The organism is Planktothrix paucivesiculata PCC 9631, from assembly GCF_900009265.2.
In the GTDB taxonomy this organism is placed as follows: Bacteria; Cyanobacteriota; Cyanobacteriia; order Cyanobacteriales; family Microcoleaceae; genus Planktothrix; species Planktothrix paucivesiculata.
Genome location: NZ_LR735026.1, coordinates 657,651 through 677,613, shown reverse-complemented (window position 1 = coordinate 677,613; position 19,963 = coordinate 657,651). Strand labels below are relative to the sequence as shown.

Annotated in this window: 15 protein-coding genes; 12 read left to right on the top strand and 3 right to left on the bottom strand. The window is 39.3% G+C overall.

From position 1 onward, the window contains the following. The first annotated feature begins 93 nt into the window (after positions 1-93). Positions 94-813 carry a lysophospholipid acyltransferase family protein gene (locus PL9631_RS23555; protein WP_083624158.1) on the top strand — a complete coding sequence of 240 codons (720 nt, stop codon included), beginning with the start codon at positions 94-96 and terminating at the stop codon, positions 811-813. 36 nt (positions 814-849) lie between these two features. Beyond that, on the top strand, positions 850-1,278 hold the full coding sequence (locus PL9631_RS23550; protein ID WP_083624157.1) for a hypothetical protein: 429 nt from the start codon (positions 850-852) through the stop codon (positions 1,276-1,278). A 5-nt stretch (positions 1,279-1,283) separates the two neighbouring features. Here PL9631_RS23550 and PL9631_RS23545 read toward each other — a convergent pair whose 3' ends face one another. Then, the gene (locus tag PL9631_RS23545; protein ID WP_026787890.1) at positions 1,284-1,478 is read right to left on the bottom strand and encodes a hypothetical protein; all 195 of its coding nucleotides are present in this window, start codon (positions 1,476-1,478) and stop codon (positions 1,284-1,286) included. Positions 1,479-1,875: 397 nt separating this feature from the next. On the opposite strand from PL9631_RS23545, the gene PL9631_RS23540 reads away from it, so the two are divergent. Next, entirely contained in the window at positions 1,876-4,542 is a 2,667-nt protein-coding gene (locus PL9631_RS23540; protein ID WP_083624155.1) for a TIGR03960 family B12-binding radical SAM protein, read from the top strand. Positions 4,543-5,408: 866 nt separating this feature from the next. Further along, a complete protein-coding gene (locus PL9631_RS23535) occupies positions 5,409-7,706 on the top strand; it encodes an Rne/Rng family ribonuclease (RefSeq protein ID WP_083624153.1) in 2,298 nt (765 codons plus the stop codon). A 59-nt stretch (positions 7,707-7,765) separates the two neighbouring features. Here PL9631_RS23535 and PL9631_RS23530 read toward each other — a convergent pair whose 3' ends face one another. Both PL9631_RS23530 and PL9631_RS23525 read right to left on the bottom strand, forming a co-directional pair. Further along, complete coding sequence (locus PL9631_RS23530) at positions 7,766-8,179, bottom strand: hypothetical protein (RefSeq protein ID WP_231516832.1); 414 nt, start codon at positions 8,177-8,179, stop codon at positions 7,766-7,768. Between the two features lie 250 nt (positions 8,180-8,429). Beyond that, positions 8,430-8,801: a hypothetical protein gene (locus PL9631_RS23525; protein ID WP_083624148.1), complete on the bottom strand. Its 372-nt coding sequence runs from the start codon at positions 8,799-8,801 to the stop codon at positions 8,430-8,432. 130 nt (positions 8,802-8,931) lie between these two features. Between PL9631_RS23525 and proB the strand changes: the two genes are divergently transcribed. From proB to PL9631_RS23485, 8 genes are all read left to right on the top strand, one after another. Then, on the top strand, positions 8,932-10,059 hold the full coding sequence (gene proB, locus PL9631_RS23520; protein ID WP_083624146.1) for a glutamate 5-kinase: 1,128 nt from the start codon (positions 8,932-8,934) through the stop codon (positions 10,057-10,059). A gap of 36 nt (positions 10,060-10,095) precedes the next feature. Continuing rightward, positions 10,096-10,413: an MGMT family protein gene (locus PL9631_RS23515; RefSeq protein ID WP_083624145.1), complete on the top strand. Its 318-nt coding sequence runs from the start codon at positions 10,096-10,098 to the stop codon at positions 10,411-10,413. A gap of 193 nt (positions 10,414-10,606) precedes the next feature. Continuing rightward, a complete protein-coding gene (locus tag PL9631_RS23510; RefSeq protein ID WP_083624143.1) occupies positions 10,607-11,206 on the top strand; it encodes a hypothetical protein in 600 nt (199 codons plus the stop codon). Between the two features lie 16 nt (positions 11,207-11,222). Then, complete coding sequence (locus PL9631_RS23505) at positions 11,223-13,928, top strand: OmpA family protein (protein WP_083624141.1); 2,706 nt, start codon at positions 11,223-11,225, stop codon at positions 13,926-13,928. Next, entirely contained in the window at positions 13,925-14,452 is a 528-nt protein-coding gene (locus PL9631_RS23500) for a Rab family GTPase (protein WP_083624139.1), read from the top strand. The genes PL9631_RS23505 and PL9631_RS23500 overlap by 4 nt, the downstream gene beginning before the upstream one ends. A 37-nt stretch (positions 14,453-14,489) precedes the next feature. Continuing rightward, positions 14,490-16,364 carry a sensor domain-containing diguanylate cyclase gene (locus PL9631_RS23495; RefSeq protein ID WP_083624138.1) on the top strand — a complete coding sequence of 625 codons (1,875 nt, stop codon included), beginning with the start codon at positions 14,490-14,492 and terminating at the stop codon, positions 16,362-16,364. 177 nt (positions 16,365-16,541) lie between these two features. Continuing rightward, positions 16,542-18,707: an adenylate/guanylate cyclase domain-containing protein gene (locus PL9631_RS23490; RefSeq protein WP_083624136.1), complete on the top strand. Its 2,166-nt coding sequence runs from the start codon at positions 16,542-16,544 to the stop codon at positions 18,705-18,707. Positions 18,708-18,763: 56 nt separating this feature from the next. After that, positions 18,764-19,888 (top strand): HetZ-related protein 2, encoded by a 1,125-nt coding sequence (locus PL9631_RS23485; protein WP_083624134.1) that lies wholly within the window; start codon positions 18,764-18,766, stop codon positions 19,886-19,888. Positions 19,889-19,963: the final 75 nt, after the last annotated feature.

Sequence of the window (19,963 nt, the reverse complement as noted above, 5' to 3'; positions counted from 1 at the left end):
GACAATGAAAAAACTGTCCTGATCACAATAAATAAAACCCTTTAAACTGTTTAAGATCCAGTTAAGAGGTTTATTCAACCTGCGAAAACCGTTATGCTCATCCTTGACTCTAATCAATCTTCTACAAAAATGTCCATATCTATCAAGGAAACACAGGTTAATTCTGATATTTCACCCTTGCTGGCGTCCATTGTTTACCCCTTGGGACAACATCTGGTTTTACCCTTTTATTTTAAATCCCTGGAAGTCATCGGCCAAGAAAATCTTCCCCTACAGGGCCCGGTGATTTTAGCACCCACCCATCGTTCCCGTTGGGATGCGATTATGATTCCCTTTGCCACGGGTCGCTATGTCACCAGGCGAGACTTACGGTTTATGGTTACGGTTGATGAAATGAAAGGACTACAGGGGTGGTTTATTCGTCATCTGGGTGGGTTTGCGATTAATCAAAAACATCCTACTCTTTCCACCATCCGTTATGGCGTAGAATTGCTACACCAAGGAGAAATGTTAGTGATTTTTCCAGAAGGAAATATTTTTCAGGATGACCAAGTTCACCCTCTAAAATTAGGACTGGGACGTTTAGCGATACAAGCAGAAACCAGTCAGGAGCATTTAGGCATTAAGATTGTCCCGATTTCTGTACGCTATAATCCGATCATTCCCTGTCGGGGTTCTAGTGTTAAAATAAAAATAGGTTCTCCCCTATCTGTTGCGGATTATTGTCAAGGTTCACCTAAAAAAGACGCTCAACATCTGATCCAAGATTTACAATTAGCACTGAACCAAATTGATCAACAAGAAGCCTTATAATTAGAATTACTTGTAATTAATAAGCTGTTAAGCGTGATGGACTCTAGCTGCAATTTTAAGCCCGGTCAAATTGTGGGATTAAATCATCACAACAGTTGTTTGTATGCAGAAGTTATTCAAGTGGTCGAAGTTCGGGAAGTCTGTTGGGTTAGACCTTTGATGTTAATTGAAGGGTTATCTGATGATCCAGAAGACGATTTTTCGAGTTTGGGGTTTACCCCAAAAACATTTATTTTATCTGATTTACGCCAAAGCCCGGATTTAATTTGGCCAACGCCCTTATTTAAGGCGGCTTTGGATACGGAAGTTATTACTTTCTTAGCCCAACTAGAGACTCCAGAGGTCAATTCCCCAGGAGTTAAACGGGTAAATGCGGGCTCTGCTCACCAACAACTCCAAGACTTTATCGGTCAAGTTTGGCGAGCTTATGCTCATGTTTTTGAGTCTGGAAATTTTAAAGATTAAAACCGTTAATGGCTAGAAACTAACCGAATTCTACCAGCATCCATTTCTTCCATTAATAATTCTAAGGCTTCATAATCGACATCGGAAACATAACCCAGTCGGGTTAATTCTGTATTAATCGCATTTTCAATTTCAGGGGTCAGACATCTAAAATAGAGAGCTTTTTCAACCAGTTTACGAATCATATTCGTTGCTGACATAGTAGGTACGGATAACTCGCATATTTTGATTGTCTGATAAGTCGTGATTTTTACTTGTGATCATATCCTTTTATTTAAAGTGATCCTTATCACTGAATATCTAGGAACTTTAATAACATTTATTTCGTCGGAATTTCATCCCTCTTAAGGTATATTTTTAGAGGTATTAATTGTTACTATTGAACTCAATATATCTCATCTATTTTTATCCAGATTCACGATTGAATAAGTGGTACACCAATTCCTAGGGAAAACCAGAATAGTCCGAATTAACTAACTTTTAGATCCTATTTACCTAGATCGGTTTTCGGTTCTCCATCCACTACTAAAAGTCATGGTGTTGCACAATTAATGATAATCTGGCAATAGTGTCGTTATCCATGGGGTGAGGTTCGCCTTGAATGTTGCAGTAGAGAAACTAATTACACCAGAAATTAATCAACCGGCCCGTTATTTGGGTCAAGAGTTGGGCGCGAAACGCAAACCTTGGGAGTCCGCCGTTGTCCGTTGGTCGTTAACCTATCCTGAAGTTTATGAAGTGGGAGTCTCCAATCTTGGCCATGTGATTCTCTATAATATTTTAAATACTCAACCTCGGCAATTATGCGATCGCGCCTATCTGCCCGCGCCGGACTTTTCCCAAAAATTACGGGAGACGAAAACCCCTCTCTTTGCAGTGGAGTCCCGTCATTTTTTAATCGATTTTGATATTTTAGGATTTAGCCTCAGCTACGAATTAGGGGCAACTAATATCTTAGAAATGTTAGATTTAGCGGGTATTCCCTTAACTTGGGAAGACCGACAAAATTATTCAGTCTGGGGTGATGATCAAAATTCTGATCAACCCCATTATCCCCTAATCTTTGCCGGGGGACAAACGGCCACCTCTAACCCCGAACCCTACGCGGATTTTTTTGATTTTATCGCTTTAGGAGATGGGGAAGAATTATTACCCGAAATCGGATTAGTTTTAGAAGAATGTAAGAAAAATAACTTAGATAGAAAAGCCGTATTACTCGATTTAGCCCAAATTCCCGGGGTCTATGTTCCCCAATTCTATCAGATGGCAGAAGATGGTTCTATTCATCCCAAACATCCTGACGTTCCCCCCAAAATTTTAAGACGGGTGGCTGCACCAATGCCCGCCTATTCGATTAAATTTGTTCCCTATGTACAAACCGTTCATGATCGGTTAGTCATTGAAGTCAGACGGGGTTGTACCAGGGGATGTCGGTTTTGTCAACCGGGAATGTTAACCCGTCCGGCGCGAGATGTGGAACCGGAAGATGTGATTCAAGCTGTTGAAAAAGGGATGAAAGAAACGGGTTACAATGAGTTTTCTTTATTATCTTTGAGTTGTTCCGATTATTTATCCTTACCCTCGGTGGGAATGGAAATTAAGAACCGTCTGAAAGATTATAATGTCAGTTTATCTTTACCCAGTCAACGGGTTGATCGCTTTGATGAAAATATTGCTAATATTCTAGGGGGAGCGCGACAAAGTGGGTTAACTTTTGCCCCAGAAGCCGGAACCCAAAGAATGCGAGATATTATTAATAAAGGGTTAACTAATGAGGAATTATTAAAAGGAGTTAAAACCGCCTTTGAGCAGGGATGGGAGAAAATTAAACTCTATTTTATGATTGGTTTACCCGGAGAAACCGATGCGGATATATTAGGAATTGCCGAAACTGTTGCTTGGTTACAACGGGAATGTTCTGCTAAAGATCGCAGAAAGTTAAACTTTAATTTAACTATTTCTAACTTTACACCTAAACCCCATACCCCCTTTCAATGGCATTCGGTTTCCACTACAGAATTTCAACGCAAACAGAAATTATTAAAACAAGAATTTCGCCAAATGCGAGGGGTAAAAGTTAACTTTACCGATGTGAGAATCTCAGCCATGGAGGATTTTGTCGGTCGAGGCGATCGCCGTTTAGGGCCCGTGGTGCGTCGAGCGTGGGAACTCGGGGCGGGAATGGACTCCTGGTGGGAAAGTTTGGAGCGGGCCTTTGGTGCTTGGACACAGGCGATCGAAGAAGCGGGTTTGAGTTGGAAATATCGTCGGGTGGAAAGTGGGGAATGGAATTTGATAGAGGGAACAGGGAATACTTCGACTTCGCTCAGTAACAAGGGAACAGGGAACGGGGAACCACAGGATTATCAGATATTATTAGATCAGCCTTTACCCTGGGATCATATTGACAGTGGGATTGATAAAAATTGGCTCAAAGAAGATTTAAAACTGGCTTTAGAAGCTGCGACCGTTGCCGATTGTTCCTTTGAAAGTTGTTCTCATTGTGGAGTTTGTGGAACGGATTTTGGTCATAATATTGTGATTAAATCTCCTCCTATTCCCCAATTTGCGGGAGAATTTATTCCCAATTCCCAACGAGTTCAAAGGTTAAGAGTGGGGTTTGGAAAATTAGGAGATATGGCTTTAGTCGGACATTTAGATTTATTCCGATTATTTGATCGGGCAATTCGTCGGGCTTCAATTCCCTTAGTGTTTACGGGGGGATATCGTCCAAATCCGAGGATTTCCATTGCCTTTGCCTTACCTTTAGGGGCAACCAGTAGCGGTGAAATTGTAGATTTTGAATTAACAGAATCCATGAATATAGAAGAATTTCGCCAAAAATTAGCCACGGGTTTACCTGATACTATTCCTTTGTATCAAATTCAAGAAGTCCCGATAGAATTAACGTCTTTAACAGATGCTGTTGAAAAAGCAGAATATTATTTAACCCTAAATTGGATAGGGAAAGAAAATGCTATCCCTGAATGGTTAAATTGGATTAATGCAGTCAAAGCCACATCTGAAATTTTATGGGAAAAAACCACAAAATCAGGCAAAAAGAACATGATCAATTTACGAGAACAACTATTTGAACTAGAAATGATTTCCGAGGAAGATCAGCGGCTGCGTTATGTGGGGAGTTGTCGGAATGATGGGACACAACTACGGCCCGAACTGATGATCAAGATGTTAGAACAGGTAAGTGGCCAAGAATTCCAATTGTTACAGATTCACCGCCAGCAGCTTTTAACCCAATCTTAAAAAACTTGTATCTCAGCTAATAATTTGCATTTACTCCAGTGTTATAATAGGATGCGTTAAGCCAAGTTTTGTGGCATAGGGGCGGGTTCGTCCAGATCTAGGCTACAAACCGACAATATTACTTAATCTCCCCGGTACTCAACTGGGGTTCTCAGAATCAAAAATTGCAGGTTCGCTGACGCTAGGATCAACCCAATTGAACCGGAATCCTATACACTTACTAAACGTCAGTGTATGGCATTCACGGGTGGCGCACCTGTTATAAGGCGGCTGGAAAATCCATCCAAGCTTAATAGGGCTAAAAATCACACCGGAAGAAAGTAGCAAAAAAAACTTTGTCTGGCATCTGTCTTGATACCATAAAGAAACAAAAACATTTCAATGGCTAGATTCAAGTGTATTCAGGTGAGTGGGGGAGAGATCATCTAGCTTAGAATGTGCGATCTAAGCTGTAGTCTGGTGATATTTTCACAAGATACGGATACTTGATTGGTAAACAAGTTCAAGAAGTCAACCCCTTTGAAACCCAAGTTTGGCTCACCGACACCAATCACCAATGAAGACAGATGGATAACAAAATAAACTCCATAATTTCATTTTCCCATAACCTTTGAAGGCTTACATTTGATGGATTTTGGATGTTAAATTTAGCTTTTGTTAACCGTTGATTTTAAACGATCAAAACCTGATTTCCTTGCCCTCGTTGTAGGGTGGGTCTGGGGACGTTTTGCCTATTGGCTTGGTGTGTCTTTGGTGTCTTCCTAATGGCGCGAAAATTCGCATTAATGAATTTATTAATCACGTCAATATTGCTAGGTACACGCAGCGTAGGTGCTTTCAATATTGCTAAGTTTTGAGGGAACTGAATGTCAAAGCAAATTATTATCGCAGAACAGCAACGAATCGCTGCTGTTTTTTCGGAAGATCAAATTCAAGAACTGGTGGTAGCGACCGGAAATCACCAAGTGAGTGATATTTATCTGGGTATCGTGGAAAATGTCCTACCAGGAATTGATGCCGCCTTTGTCAATATTGGAGACCCAGAACGGAATGGATTTATCCATGTTTCCGACCTCGGGCCATTAAGATTAAAACGCAGTTCCGGTTCGATTACCGAACTATTAAGCCCCCAGCAAAAAGTGCTGGTGCAGGTGATGAAGGAACCCACCGGAACCAAAGGCCCCCGGTTAACCGGAAATATTTCCTTACCCGGGCGGTATTTGGTCTTAATGCCCTATGGCAGAGGGGTGAATTTATCCCGCCGCATTCGCTCGGAAAATGAACGGAACCGTTTAAGGGCTTTAGCTATTCTAATTAAACCCGCCGGCATGGGATTATTAGTCCGCACAGAAGCGGAAGATATGCCCGAGGACGCGATTTTAGAAGATTTGGAAAGTCTACAAAAGCAATGGGAATTGGTGCAACAGGAAGCCCAATCCTCCCGGCCTCCAGCCTTGTTAAATCGAGATAATGATTTTATTCAACGGGTGCTGCGGGATATGTACAGCACCGAAGTCAACCGAATTGTGGTCGATACCAGCACCGGGGTGAAGCGGGTCAAACAACATTTGATGAGTTGGAGTGTGGGCAAGGCTCCCCAAGGCGTGTTAATTGACCACCACCGAGAACGGATTCCGATTTTAGAGTATTTCCGGGCTAATGCCGCCATTCGAGAGGCCCTAAGGCCGAGGGTGGATTTACCTTCGGGCGGTTATATTGTGATTGAACCGACGGAAGCCCTAACCGTAATTGATGTCAACTCTGGCTCCTTTACCCGTTCGGCCACATCCCGGGAGACGGTGTTATGGACAAATTGCGAAGCCGCCACCGAAATCGCCCGTCAGTTGCGGTTACGCAATATTGCTGGGGTGATTATTGTGGACTTCATTGATATGGATTCCCGCCGAGACCAATTACAGGTCTTGGAACATTTTAATAAAGTCCTGAAAGCCGATAAAGCCCGACCCCAAATTGCTCAATTATCGGAATTAGGGTTAGTGGAATTAACCCGCAAACGCCAGGGCCAAAATATCTATGAGTTGTTTGGTAAAACCTGTAGCACCTGCGGCGGCTTAGGCCATATCGTTCAGTTACCCGGAGAACCCGAACCCGAACCCGCGGAAACCCCAGAACGGGTCGTTATTCCCACTAATCGGATTATTACGCCCCCCAGTAGTAGTGAAACCTCCGAACGGCCCAGTTTACGTCCGGTTCCCGTTTATGAACAGCCGTCTTCCCGGGAAGAACCGGAAGTTGTAGATTTTGAGGCTTCTGAGGGTTTTCAAGAGTTAGAACTGCTCAACCATCCCAGTTATCAGGATATTGGCGCCAGTAACGCCCGTCGCCGTCGCCGTCGGATTCGGGATATGGATTCTATCACGCGAGATGAGGAATCTCCCCGCGCTTCTGTTCGGGTGACTCCAACCGTTAACTATGGCGAACCTCGGACGGATGTTGGGTTTAGTGAAGGGTTCTCTGGCCGTAGTGGACTGAGTGAACGCAGTCGCCCAACCAAGTCCGAAATTATTAAACCGATGGTGGAACCGCCCGAGGTAATTTCGGTGGAAATGACACAGGAAGAACAGGAAGTCTATGCGTTGATGGGGATTTCTCCGTTAATGCTATCCCATGAATCCGTAAAAAATTCTCGCTCTGTGATTGTCACGGTTCGCTCTCCTGGGGAATCCCCCGTTTCTCCCACGACTCTGATGGATGAAGACTCGGAGGAAGCCGAAAATCTTCCCCTTTCGATTGGTTTCGGTGAGCGGCCGATTCCTGAGCGGGTAATTCCTGAACGGTCAGTTTCCGAGCGGATTATTCTTGACCGAACCATTCCTGAGCGGGTAATTCCTGAACGGTCAATTTCGGAGCGGATTATTCTTGAACCCAAAAAACCAGAAATACTGGCAATACCGGAAATAGAAATACCCGAAATACTGGAAATACCAGAAATAATAGAAACACCGGAGATAATAGAAACACCGGAGATATTAGAAACGGCGGAAATAGAAGAACCTGAAACAACAGTAGAATTTTTTGTACCGCAAACCCAGGATGAGTCACTCTCCGAGGATTCCTCCGACTTAGAATCAGATACAAACCATCAACCGGGTGAGCCGATTATTCGTCGTCGTCGCCGTCGGTCTTCTGCTCTGACGGACTAAAAACAGCCAGGGGATTTTGAGGGTTCGCAGTTAACTGTTAACCCTCAACCCTAGTGAGATTACTTAACTTCAATAATTTCTGTATCCCCGATTTCTTGATTCTCAACCCTGAAGGTTTCATGACCATTTCCATTTAAACTAACCCGAACTTGATGACGTCCTGGGGGAAGTTCTGCAAGATAATACCAATTCCCATAAATTCGGGTAACTTTCTTGCCATTGATATAAAGGTGAGCGTGTCCTTCTTGATAGCAGTCGCTGGGTTGATTGGCTTTTTCTGGTGTTAATTTAAAATTAGTCAGTTTTAACTCTAAATTCCATCCTTGACGGGTATCGGGATGGACAACTAAATCCACCGAGGGAATCGGTTGACCCGTTGGAATCGCAAGCATTTTATGCTGGGGTGAAGATGTATTCTGTTGTGATTCATGGGCTTCAACAGATGATAGACCCCATCCTGTTAAACTGCTCAAAACTGTTCCCAAAAGCAGAGAAAACCCGATCACAATAGTCTGTTTTTGTTTAAAATTAAATTGGCAATTCATTGAATTTTAGTTCACTAAAAAAATCGGTTTGAATACAATCCAATATTAATTTTTTAACCTCAAGATTAGTTTGTCAAAAGACAACCTGTCAAACTTAAGCAGTAGAACAATAAACCCCTTCAGACAGATACATACAAGTCATTATCAAACGATTTTTTACCGGGAGCGACTGAATGCGCTAGGCTGGGGAGCAAGTACGCTGCATCACTTGACGACCATTTTTATAAACCTCCAGAGTCCCCGTATCGGGATTATCAAGAGTTCCTTGCCATACCCAATATTCATTATCGCCACTGCGGAATTTATAGACGCGCACTCCTTCAGTATTTTCTTGTTTCCCTCCTGTGAGGTTGATGTTTCCGGCGGAACTGGTAGAACGATAGATTAGTTGCCCAGAATTTTTTTTCTGCCACACCTCAATCTTGAATTCACCGCAATTGTACAATACCATTAGGTCGGCGGTGGAGTCAGCCTTAACAGGCAAAGAAAGCGAAATTAGGGTAGTTAAGAGGGAGAGGGAAAGAAGCAGGCGAGATTTAATAATTGCCATAGTTTGAGAGTTAATAATATTGGCATAAATGATATACTGATATAGCGTAATTTACCAAAAAAAATCTTAATCTCTTGGTTAACGGCAATATCTCTACAATCTCTAAAAAACTGATAACTGATAACTGATTATGTCTCAAACTATTGTTGTTAAAATTGGTACATCGAGTTTAACCCAGTCGGCGACTGGACATTTAGCCCTATCGACTTTAGCCACATTAGTAGAAACGTTGACCGGACTGCAAAACCAGGGTTATCGAGTGGTTTTAGTATCTTCGGGGGCGGTGGGGGTAGGACGCGATCGCTTAGGATTAACTGAACGTCCCCGCACCATTGCTTTAAAACAGGCGGTAGCCGCCGTCGGTCAAGGTCGTTTGATGCGGGTTTATGATGATTTATTTAGTACCTTAAAACAACCAATTGCTCAGGTTTTACTAACTAGAGGAGACTTAGTACAACGCAATGGTTATGTGAATGTTTATAATACCTTTCAACAACTTTTAAAATTAGGAGTAATTCCGATTGTCAATGAAAATGATACCGTGGCGGTAGATGAATTAAAATTTGGGGATAATGATACGCTTTCGGCCTTAGTTGCGAGTTTAGTGGAAGCGGATTGGTTATTTTTATTAACCGATGTAGATCGATTATATTCAGCCGATCCTCGGGAAAATCCTAACGCACAACCAATTAGTTTAGTAACTAATATGGAACAACTAGAAGAATTTCAAGTTAAAACGGGAGATTCTCGCAGTGGGTGGGGCACCGGAGGTATGATTACTAAGATTGAAGCGGCAAGAATTGCCACGGGATCGGGGGTGAGAACAGTAATAACTGAGGGAAAATTCCCTCAAAATTTAGAAAGAATTCTGCAAGGGGAAGCAATTGGCACGCAATTTGAACCCCAAAATCGACCCGTTAACGCTCGAAAACATTGGATTGCAAATGTATTAGTTCCCATGGGAAAAATATATTTAGATGCCGGGGCAGTTCGAGCAATTTCTCAAGGCGGAAAATCCCTATTAGCGGCGGGAATTACTGAAGTTGAAGGCGGATTTAATCTTCAAGATTCTGTCCAAATTTGTAATTTAGACGGACAGGAAATTGCTCGCGGATTAGTTAATTATAGCCAAGGAGAATTGCAAAAAATAAAAGGTTTACATTCGGATAAAATTCCTGAAATTTTGGGTTATGAGGGAGCAGATACGGTAATTCATCGGGATAATTTAGTCGTATCCTCCCAATTATCTATAACTTAAAAAAATGTTTTTTTGATCAATTTAATCTTGTTTTTTATGTCACTTTATGATAAAATATATGAGGTTGTCTATCAAGTTCCTAGGGGAAAAGTTGCTACCTATGGACAGATTGCAGAACTTGCTAACTTGGGGCAAAAAGCTCGTTTAGTTGGTTATGCTTTATATAAAATTCCCTTAGAAACCACCGATATTCCTTGGCATCGAGTGATTAATGCTAAGGGAGAAATCTCTCACTCGATCTGGCGTAAAGGTACAGACTATCTTCAGCGATCGCGCTTAGAATCCGAGGGGATCAAATTTAACACTCAGGGTAAAATTAATCTTTCCGAATATCTTTGGAAACCTCCGGTTTAACGGGGGCGACTCTAGCCGGAAATTCGCCGAATTTCGTGCAATATCTTGCCAATACCTAATTCCCTGCTATAGTGTTATCTCGGCTAATGTTTGATATAGTTCTAGGGCGAAATGCCGAACTTGCAAGCAAAACCGAACTATAATTCCTGCATGGCAAATCATTTGTACCAGGAGCATCGATCAGGAGGTAAAAATGGCTGAAATCACAAAAGAAGAAATGCGAGAGCGTTTGGGCAATATTGACCAAATTCGCGATATCATATTTGGATCGCAACTGCGAGACTATAACAGTAGGTTTGAGAAGATCGAGTCGGACTTGTTAGTTTTACAGGAAGATACCCAGGATCGGGTTGAACAACTCAAGACTATTTTAACCGCAGAAATCAAGTCTGTTGTTGAGAATTTAGACAAAAAAATTAAAACCCTCAGTTCAAATTCTCAGGAGGAGTTAACGGATTTAAGACAACAGACTGATCGACTTAATCGCAAATTTTCCAGTAGTATTGAGGCGTTAGATGAGGCTTTAGATGGTCAAACCAATTCCTTGCGGGAAGAATTGGGACAAACTCGTGATCAATTACAAGACGAAGTTCGCAGTCTGAAAAATCAAGTCTTAGAAGAATTAGAACGTCGATTTACTTTATTAACAGAGGCCAAAGTCTCCCGGGATGATATGGCGGAAGTTCTGTTTGAAGTCGGGATGCGATTAAAGGGGACTGAATTTGTTCCGGCTATTAAAAAAGCAGCCGATGAAAAAAATTCGGGTTTTGCCCTCCCAGAACATCATCTATAATTAATTCGGTCAAACTATGACCTTTTCTCAGGGTAATTTAAGTCCACACAATCAAGAACAGGGGAGTTCATCTCAACAAAATCCATCGGATCAGGTTGAGAGTGACCCCCTAGAATTGTTGGTGAATTTATTAATGGATTTAAACGGTTTTAATGATGATAAAGCCGAGTTTGTCCCTGCTTTAGACTCAGAAGATGATTATTCTGAGTTTAATTTTCTAAATACTTCAGAAGATCAACAACCGAGTGATCATTCAAAATCCCATAGTCTTACTGATTTACCGTTAGAAAATCAACCCAGTATTGACGCAATAACAGCCGATGATATTTCCTCTAAAATAGAGTCTATTAACCCGATTTCCTCGATTCAGACCGGATCTGCGAGGAGGGCAAAATCAGAGGATGATCTGATTTTGCGACTTCTACCTTTACTGGAAAAACCGCCCTCTGGGGCGATGGATGTTGATTATTCAGTTAGTAATATTGAAGAAGATGTACCGAGGATTTCTAGCAATCCCGTACCCAAATTAGAAACTTCTAAAAATCAGGATATTATTGGGGATATTAGTACCCCTTTACCCTTAGAGCAAACCGATATTAACTCAAAATTAGATTCCGTTAATTTGGAAAAAGATTTAACTAAAAATCTCGCCCCAAAACCTCAATTACAATCTCCCATTATATCCACACAATCTTCAACTATTCAGAGTAACAATTCTGTTCCCAGGGGTAATGATCCTTTGGATCAATTACAGGAATTAATATTTGGATCTAATTTGGGGGATGACTTAGATAATTTTAAAAGCCATTTGTTGAATTCTGAGCTACCAGAAGTTCGAGAATTAGTCCAAAATATTAATGATAAACTTAGTCAAATTCAATTCCAAATTCATGATCCTGAACAATTAATTGAACTTTTACTGCCCACCATTGGTCAACTTTTGCATTTAAAAGTTACGGAGTCCAAAGAAGAATTAATTCAAGCCTTTATTCCGATTATTGATCAGATAATTAAAGGCAAAGGTCAAACGGATAGACAGTCGATGAGTGAGGCAATTGCTGATTTAATTCCCGAAGCCATTAGACAACAAATTAAAAATTCTCCTAAAGAAATTGCTCAAGCCTTGGGGCCAGAAATGGGGGCAGCCATTCGAGAACAAATTAAAGTTGATCGGAATGAAATCGCCGCAGCTTTAGCACCGACGATTGGACGCAGCATTAAAGAACAAGTAAGTTTAGAACGAGATTCCATGGTAGATGCACTGTATCCGGTGATTGGGAGTACGATTAGCCGCTATTTAGCAGAGGCTATTCAAGAAATTAATGAAAAGGTCGGTCAAGCGTTTAGTGTACAAGGGTTGCAACGGAAAGTTCAATCCAAAGTTCAGGGGGTATCGGAAGCGGAACTTATTTTAAGAGAAGTTAGACACTTTGTGGTACAAGCGGTGTTTTTGATTCATAAAGGTTCGGGTTTAATTATTGCTGAAATTCAACAACCGGATCAAGCTCAAATGGAAGCGGAAATGGTTGCTGGAATGTTAACAGCAATTCGGAGTTTTGTCAATGATTGTATTAGTCAAACCGGGGAAGTTTCCGAACTGAATGAAATTGAATATGGGGATTGTAAAATTATCCTAGAAGTAGCCGGATATTGTTATTTGGCGGTGGTGGTCAAAGGAGAACCTCCGAAACCATTTATTAAAAAAATTCGTCAAACTATGGCAAATTTAATTACGAAATATAGTCAGCCGATTGAAGACTTTGATGGTGATCCCGCTTCCGTCCCAGAAGGAGTTATAAGTCAGCTTGAGGCTTTAATGAGAGTGGTAGATCGTTTGCATAATCAACACAAGCCAACCACTTTGTTAATTTTGGGTTCTGTGGTCTTGAGTTTGATTCTAATTCCTTGGGGAATCTATCAATATCGACAACATAATTTGCGTCAGTTAGAAACAACATTAATCACCGCTTTAGAAGCGGAACCGGAGTTATCAATTTATACTTTAAAGGTTAAAGCTCAGGATAAAACCTTGGCATTAGAGGGGAAAGTTCCCAACGCTCGATTAAAAGATAAAGTTGAAAAAATTGCCCAACAAACGGCTCCAAATTTTCAAATTAATAATCGAATTATTGCGGTTAAAATTCCTCCCGATCCGCTCAAAGTTGCTGCCGAAGTTAAACAAATGGAAATGATCGTAAATCAGATTAGTGGAATATCAATTTCTGCTAATTATCAAAATTCCCAAGTCGATTTGATAGGAAAAGTAATTCAGTCTGAAGATATCCCAAAAATTACCCAAGCTTTTAAGAAAATTGAAGGGGTAGATTCAGTGATGGCCAATCTAACGGTGCAACCTCTACCGATACCTACTAGAATTTATTTTAATTTTGGTTCGGCGGAATTAGTCTTAAAAGATATTCGAGGTAAACTTGTCCCTCTGGCTCAATATTTAAAACGATATCCCGATCTCAAATTAAGAATTATTGGTTATAGTCATGAACAGGAAAAATCCCGCAAACACCCTAAATTAGCCTTAGAACGGGCTCAAACCATCCAAAATATTTTAGAGGATTTAGGAATTGATCGACGCCGGATAGAAACAGTTGGCAAAACTGAACGCCCAGAGGGAGTTGATCAAAATCAAGAACTTTGGTTGAGTCAAACGGTTTTATTTGAGATAATACCGTTACAGTTTCAACAGAATAAACCCCCAAAACCATGATTTCTAAAAAAATTTGCTTAGTTGGTGATTTCGGAGTCGGAAAGACCAGTTTAATCCGCAGATTTGTGGATAGACAGTTTAGCGATAAATATTTGTCTACCGTTGGCGTAAAAATTTCTCGTAAAACTGTTGATTTGGCAGAAACAAGTTCAGAAACGACTGGATTTGTACAATTGTTAATTTGGGATATTGAGGGTCATACTAAGTTTAAAGCGATCGCACCGAGTTATTTACAAGGAGCAAGTGGTGTGGTGATTGTTGCGGACGTGAGCCGACAGGAAACCGTAGAAAGACTCCCGGAACATATTGATTTATTTCTCTCGGTCAATCCCAAAGGATGTATAGTGATAGCATTGAATAAAATTGATTTAATCGACTCAACAGAACTTGAACATCTAATCAAACTAGCTCCTAATTTGAAGCAGTATGATCAGATTTTGTCCCGCCATCAAACTTCCGCCAAAACTGGAGATCATGTAGACACAATTTTCTATGAGTTATCTCAAAAATTTATCTATAGTTAAAGGATTAAGTTTGTTTTTTTTTGTTCTGGGATGAGTTATGAATAACCTTTTAAAAAAGATCTTAGCACCGAAAAAAATTGAATATTTAACCATTAATTTGGAGTTAGTTATTGTAGAGTCGTCCTGGGGAGTCGCCAGGTTTGCAGATTCCCCAGAACTATTGCAATTAGGAGAAGATGTTTGTATTGCTTTTCCTGAGTTCATTGGATTAGAAGAAACCTTTAAGAAAATTTTATTGAATCAAATCAATCAGTTTGAACTCAAAGGAATTTCTAGGACAATCACTCAGGAACATATAATTTATTTTGATATTTATGTTTTGAAAAATCCTGATGATTCTCGCGAAACCGAAGAACTACTGATTGTGTTTGAAGATACAACAGAATGGATTTTAAAGGAACAAAAAATTACTCAAGTTGCTAAGGAATATGGATTAGCCTTAAGTGCTTTAGAAAAAACTAAAATCTATTTAGATAAAATTATTAATTCTATGACAAATATATTAATTGTCACAGATGACCAAGGAATGATCAAAATTATCAATCAAGCTACATCGGTTTTATTAAAATATTCAGAAGCAGAATTAATCCAACAATCTATTTTAACTATTTTTAAGGATAATCAACTTAAAAATTATAACCAAGTCAATCAATTTTTATTATCTTCTGATCTATTGATGCCCGTTGAAGTTATCTGTCAGACCAAAATAGGAACCAATTTTCCTGCGTCGTTTTCCTGTGCGGCCCTAAATTTTGATCCCAATGATTCCCAGGAATTCGTTTGGATGGGTCAGGATATGACTGAACAAAAAAAAGTGGAATTTAAGTTACATCAACAAGCGGAACATGATCGGATTTTAAAAACCATTACACAACATATTCACCAGTCTTTAAGTTTGCAAGAAACTTTAGAAACAACCGTGAATGAAGTTCGGACTTTTTTAAAAGCAGATCGAGTTTTAATTTATCGATTTTACTCTTTAGAAGAAGGAAAAATAATTGCTGAATCCTTAACAAACTCTTGGATTAGTTCTATTGATAACATGATTTTTAGTCCAGATTTTAATTCTTTATTATTATCTTATTTTGAAGGAGGTAAAATTGATGCTATTGATGATATATATAAGATTTCAAATTCTAAATATTTAGATTATTTAGTTCAATTAAAAGTAAAATCTAGTTTAATAGTCCCGATTATAATTTATGATTCTTCTGTTTCAACCCAGTCTAATACCAGTAATCAACTCTGGGGATTATTAATAGCCCATCAATGCCAGCAACCTCGCCATTGGGAAGTTGGGGAAATAAACTTATTAGAAGAATTAGCCCTACAAATCGCCATTGCCTTACAACAGGCTGAACTTTATCAACAATTACAAATCCTCAATCAAGAATTAGAACAATTAGCAATTGAGGACGGATTGACAAAACTGGCAAATCGTCGTCAGTTTGATCGGGTACTTGAGCATGAATGGAATCGCGCTAGACGAGAAGGAATACCCCTCTGCCTATTTTTAGTAGATATTGATTATTTTAAACAATATAATGATCACTATGGACATTTAGCTGGAGATGTTTGCTTACAACAAGTTGCTCAAGTTTTACAGAATGTCATTCAACGGAATACCGATTTAGTGGCTCGTTATGGGGGGGAAGAATTTGCTATCATTTTACCCAATACGGATATTAATGGCTGTGTTCATCTAGCTGAAAAAGTTCGGAAAGCCGTTGAAGACTTAGAACTACAGCATCTCAAATCACAGGTAAGCAACTATATCACAATTAGTATTGGAGTAGCAGGTTTAATTCCCGTTGAAAGTCTGACACCTGAAATGCTGATTGTTCAGGCTGATCAAGCTTTATATAAAGCCAAAAAAACTGGACGAAATTCTGTTTTTATTGCTACTCAGTAAGTCGTGGGACATTCATCAACTGAATCCTAAAAATGACTCAATTTCTAACTGTTAGCCGTTGCCTATCCCCGATTATCTGTCACCTAATAATCAACGGATTTTTGTTTTAATTGCATCTATCTATTAACCATTTTTTCTAATTCTAGGGTCAGAAAAAACATCATCAATTCAGGGATTATGAACGATTTATTCAAACAATTTTTAATAGCTCGAAAAATGGATTTTTTAGTAATCAATTCAGAGCTAAAAATCGAAGATTTTTCTCAAGGAGTAATGCGGTTTATCGAAGGTTCAGAAGGTTTGAATCAAGGAGAAGATGTACAATATTACTTTCCTGAACTAATTGGAACAGAGGATATTATTGATGCCATTATTCAAGGACATCAAGATTACTTTGAATTAAATGCCATGAGTCGGCAAATTGAGGAAACGACATCAATTTATTTTAATATTTACTTTCTAGGTGTTTCCATTCAAGGAGAACATATCCCCGAATTAATGTTACTTTTTGAGGATGTGACACAACGAATGGAACTAGAACAGGCTTTAGTTCAAGAAACCAATGAATCCCGTTTGCTGTTAAATGCCTATTCCCATTCCCAACAATATATTGATCGAATTATTACCTCAATGGAGGATATTTTAATTGTTACGAATCAGCAGGGGATTATTCAAAAAATTAATCTCGCCACTTTATCCCTATTAGAATATAGTCAATCGGATTTAATTAATCACTCCCTTTCCGCCTTTGTGGAAGATGATACTTTTTTGCAAGAATATTTAAAGGAATCTTGCCGGAAAAAACAAGACTTTTTATTTAAAAATTTGGAGTTAACCTGTCAGAAGAAACATGGCGGTAAAATCATCCTAGAATTTTCCATATCGACCCTAACAACTGATACGGATGATTCCCTAGACTTTATTTATGTGGGTCGGGATATTACTGCCAGAAAACGCGCTCAACAACGAATGTTTACCCAGTATCAAATTTCTCGGATTCTGTCTGAAGCCCCCAATATTCATGAGGCTTTATTACAAATTTTACAATCTACTTGTGAAAGTTGGGGATGGGTTTTAGGAGAGGTTTGGATGTTAGAAAATTTCTCGGAAGAACCCTTAGTTTTGGGGAACAAACTCACTCAAACTAATGCTTTTCCTGTTAATTATACTAACCCTAAGCTAGAGTGTATTAAACTCTGGATAAACTCAGATTTTGATCTCTGTGCAATTCAGGAACTTTATCAAAAAATTAACCTAGATTCTAATATGAGTTTACCGGGTAAAATTTGGCACAGTGGTTTTGCCCATTGGATCGAAGATGTGATGGTTAATGATCAATTGACTCAAAAAAATATTGCCCAAATTCTGGGATTACACGCGGGTTTTGGGTTTCCGATTAAAGATGGTAAAGAAGTCTTAGGGGTAATCACATTTTGGGGTACAGAAATTTGTTTTACCGATCCTGAATTGATGCAAACCATGACCACAATTGGCAGTCAACTCGGTCAATTTATTAAACGAAAATTGGCTGAAATTGCTCTCCAATATCAACAACAACAAACGGAACGTTTACTTTTAAATATTCTGCCAGAAGCGATCGCAGAACGTCTAAAAAAAGAACAAAAAACTATCGCAGAACATTTTTCTGAAGTCACGGTTTTATTTGCCGATATTGTCGGATTTACACAAATTTCATCTACCTTAAGTCCGATTGCTTTAGTAAATTTACTCAATGAATTATTCTCAGCTTTTGATCGATTAACGGAAAAATATGGCTTAGAAAAAATTAAAACTATTGGTGATGCTTATATGGTGGTGGGCGGATTACCCTATCCCTGTTCCAATCATGCGATCGCGATCGCAGAAATGGCTTTAGATATGCAAAAGGAAATTATTGAATTTAATAAAATTCATAATCAAGTATTGAGTTTGCGTATTGGAATCCATAGTGGGCCCGTCGTTGCGGGAGTGATTGGGATTAAAAAATTCCTCTATGATTTGTGGGGAGATACGGTCAATATTGCCTCACGAATGGAATCCCACGGGTTAGCAGGACGGATTCAAATTAGTGAAGATACCTTCCATCTTTTACCCGATCAATATGTTATATTCAAACGAGGGATAATTTCAGTAAAAGGCAAAGGAGCGATGAATACTTATTTTTTATTAGGCAGAAAAGGAGAAAAAAGTCTCCCTATTATTGAGCAAATTATTCCTGAAAAAAATCATTTTAAAAACATGGCAACTCAGCATTTAGTCGAAGTAATTCATAATAAACTTCAAGAAAACTATCCCCTAAAATATGATAAAATTATAGATAGCTCACCGGATTTCCAGATTTAGGATAAAATAGTGAAACCCTTAGCCCTTAAAAACTTCCTGACCCCTTAAAACCTTAAATGACCCTAGCAGAATCTTGGACAAATCACTGGCGTTTCCAACTGGAAAATGACTATCCTAACTCTAGTCAAGATCAACGAGAAAGTATTATTAATTGGTTACTGGGAGAACATTTTACTACCTTAGATTCCCTCCCTATTAACCAACAAGAACGAATCAAATTAGGATTAAACTTTCGCTATCGAATTTTGCAACAGCGCTATTTAGATACGCCGCCGGAAAAAGCCTATCGAAATTTAATGCAGCGATTAGGAAGTTTAATGATCTTACGCCAAAAAGTTCGTCTTTGGGTGGCAACGAGTCGCGATCGCCAGCGCCAAGTGGTGGATGTTTTACAAGAAGTGGTACAGGAAATGTTGAACAGCGATCGCTATTTACAACAACAACTCCAATGGATTTCTCAGTGTACAAGTGATCGCAAATTAAGTAATGCTTTATTATTCACAACAGTAGAAGAATACTGTCTGCGTCCCATTCGGAATCAACCCCTATTAGTCTATCGATTTGTCAACTATTTACGTCGTTCTCAACGGGGAGGATTAACCCAAGTTCCCGCCGGAGAATGGATTAAGCAATTATCCGATGAAATTCTCTCAGACGAAACCGAAGACACCATTAGTTTATTAGATAATCAAGCGATCATTCAATACGAAGATGAACAATATTTTCAAACCCAACAAAACCAAAGGTTAAAAGTACAAACAGAATTTGAAGACTATTTAATTAAAAATGTAGATTCAACGGCCGCGGAATGGTTGCGACTCTATTTACAAGGATTATCTCAAGAAGCGATCGCTCAAAAGTTAAATTTACCCATTAAACAAATCTATCGACTGCGAGAAAAAGTTAGTTACCATGCGATTAAAAACTTTACCTTAAAACAAAATCCCGAATTAGTTACCAGTTGGTTAGGAACCTCTTTATCCGAACATCGTTTAGGATTAAATTCTGAACAATGGCAAGAATTTTGGCAAGGTTTAAACGATAACCAACGTCAAATCCTTGAACGATTAAAAGCCGGAGAAACTTTAGAAACTATTGCTAAAATCCTCAACTTAAAAATCAGCCAAATTCAGCAGGAATGGACGACTATATATTTAATGGCTCAGGATATTCGGAATTAATATACGGGGTTTAACGCCTTGTATATTTTTGTTGTAGTCCCAGTAACACAAATTAGGTTCAAATAAGATTGAACA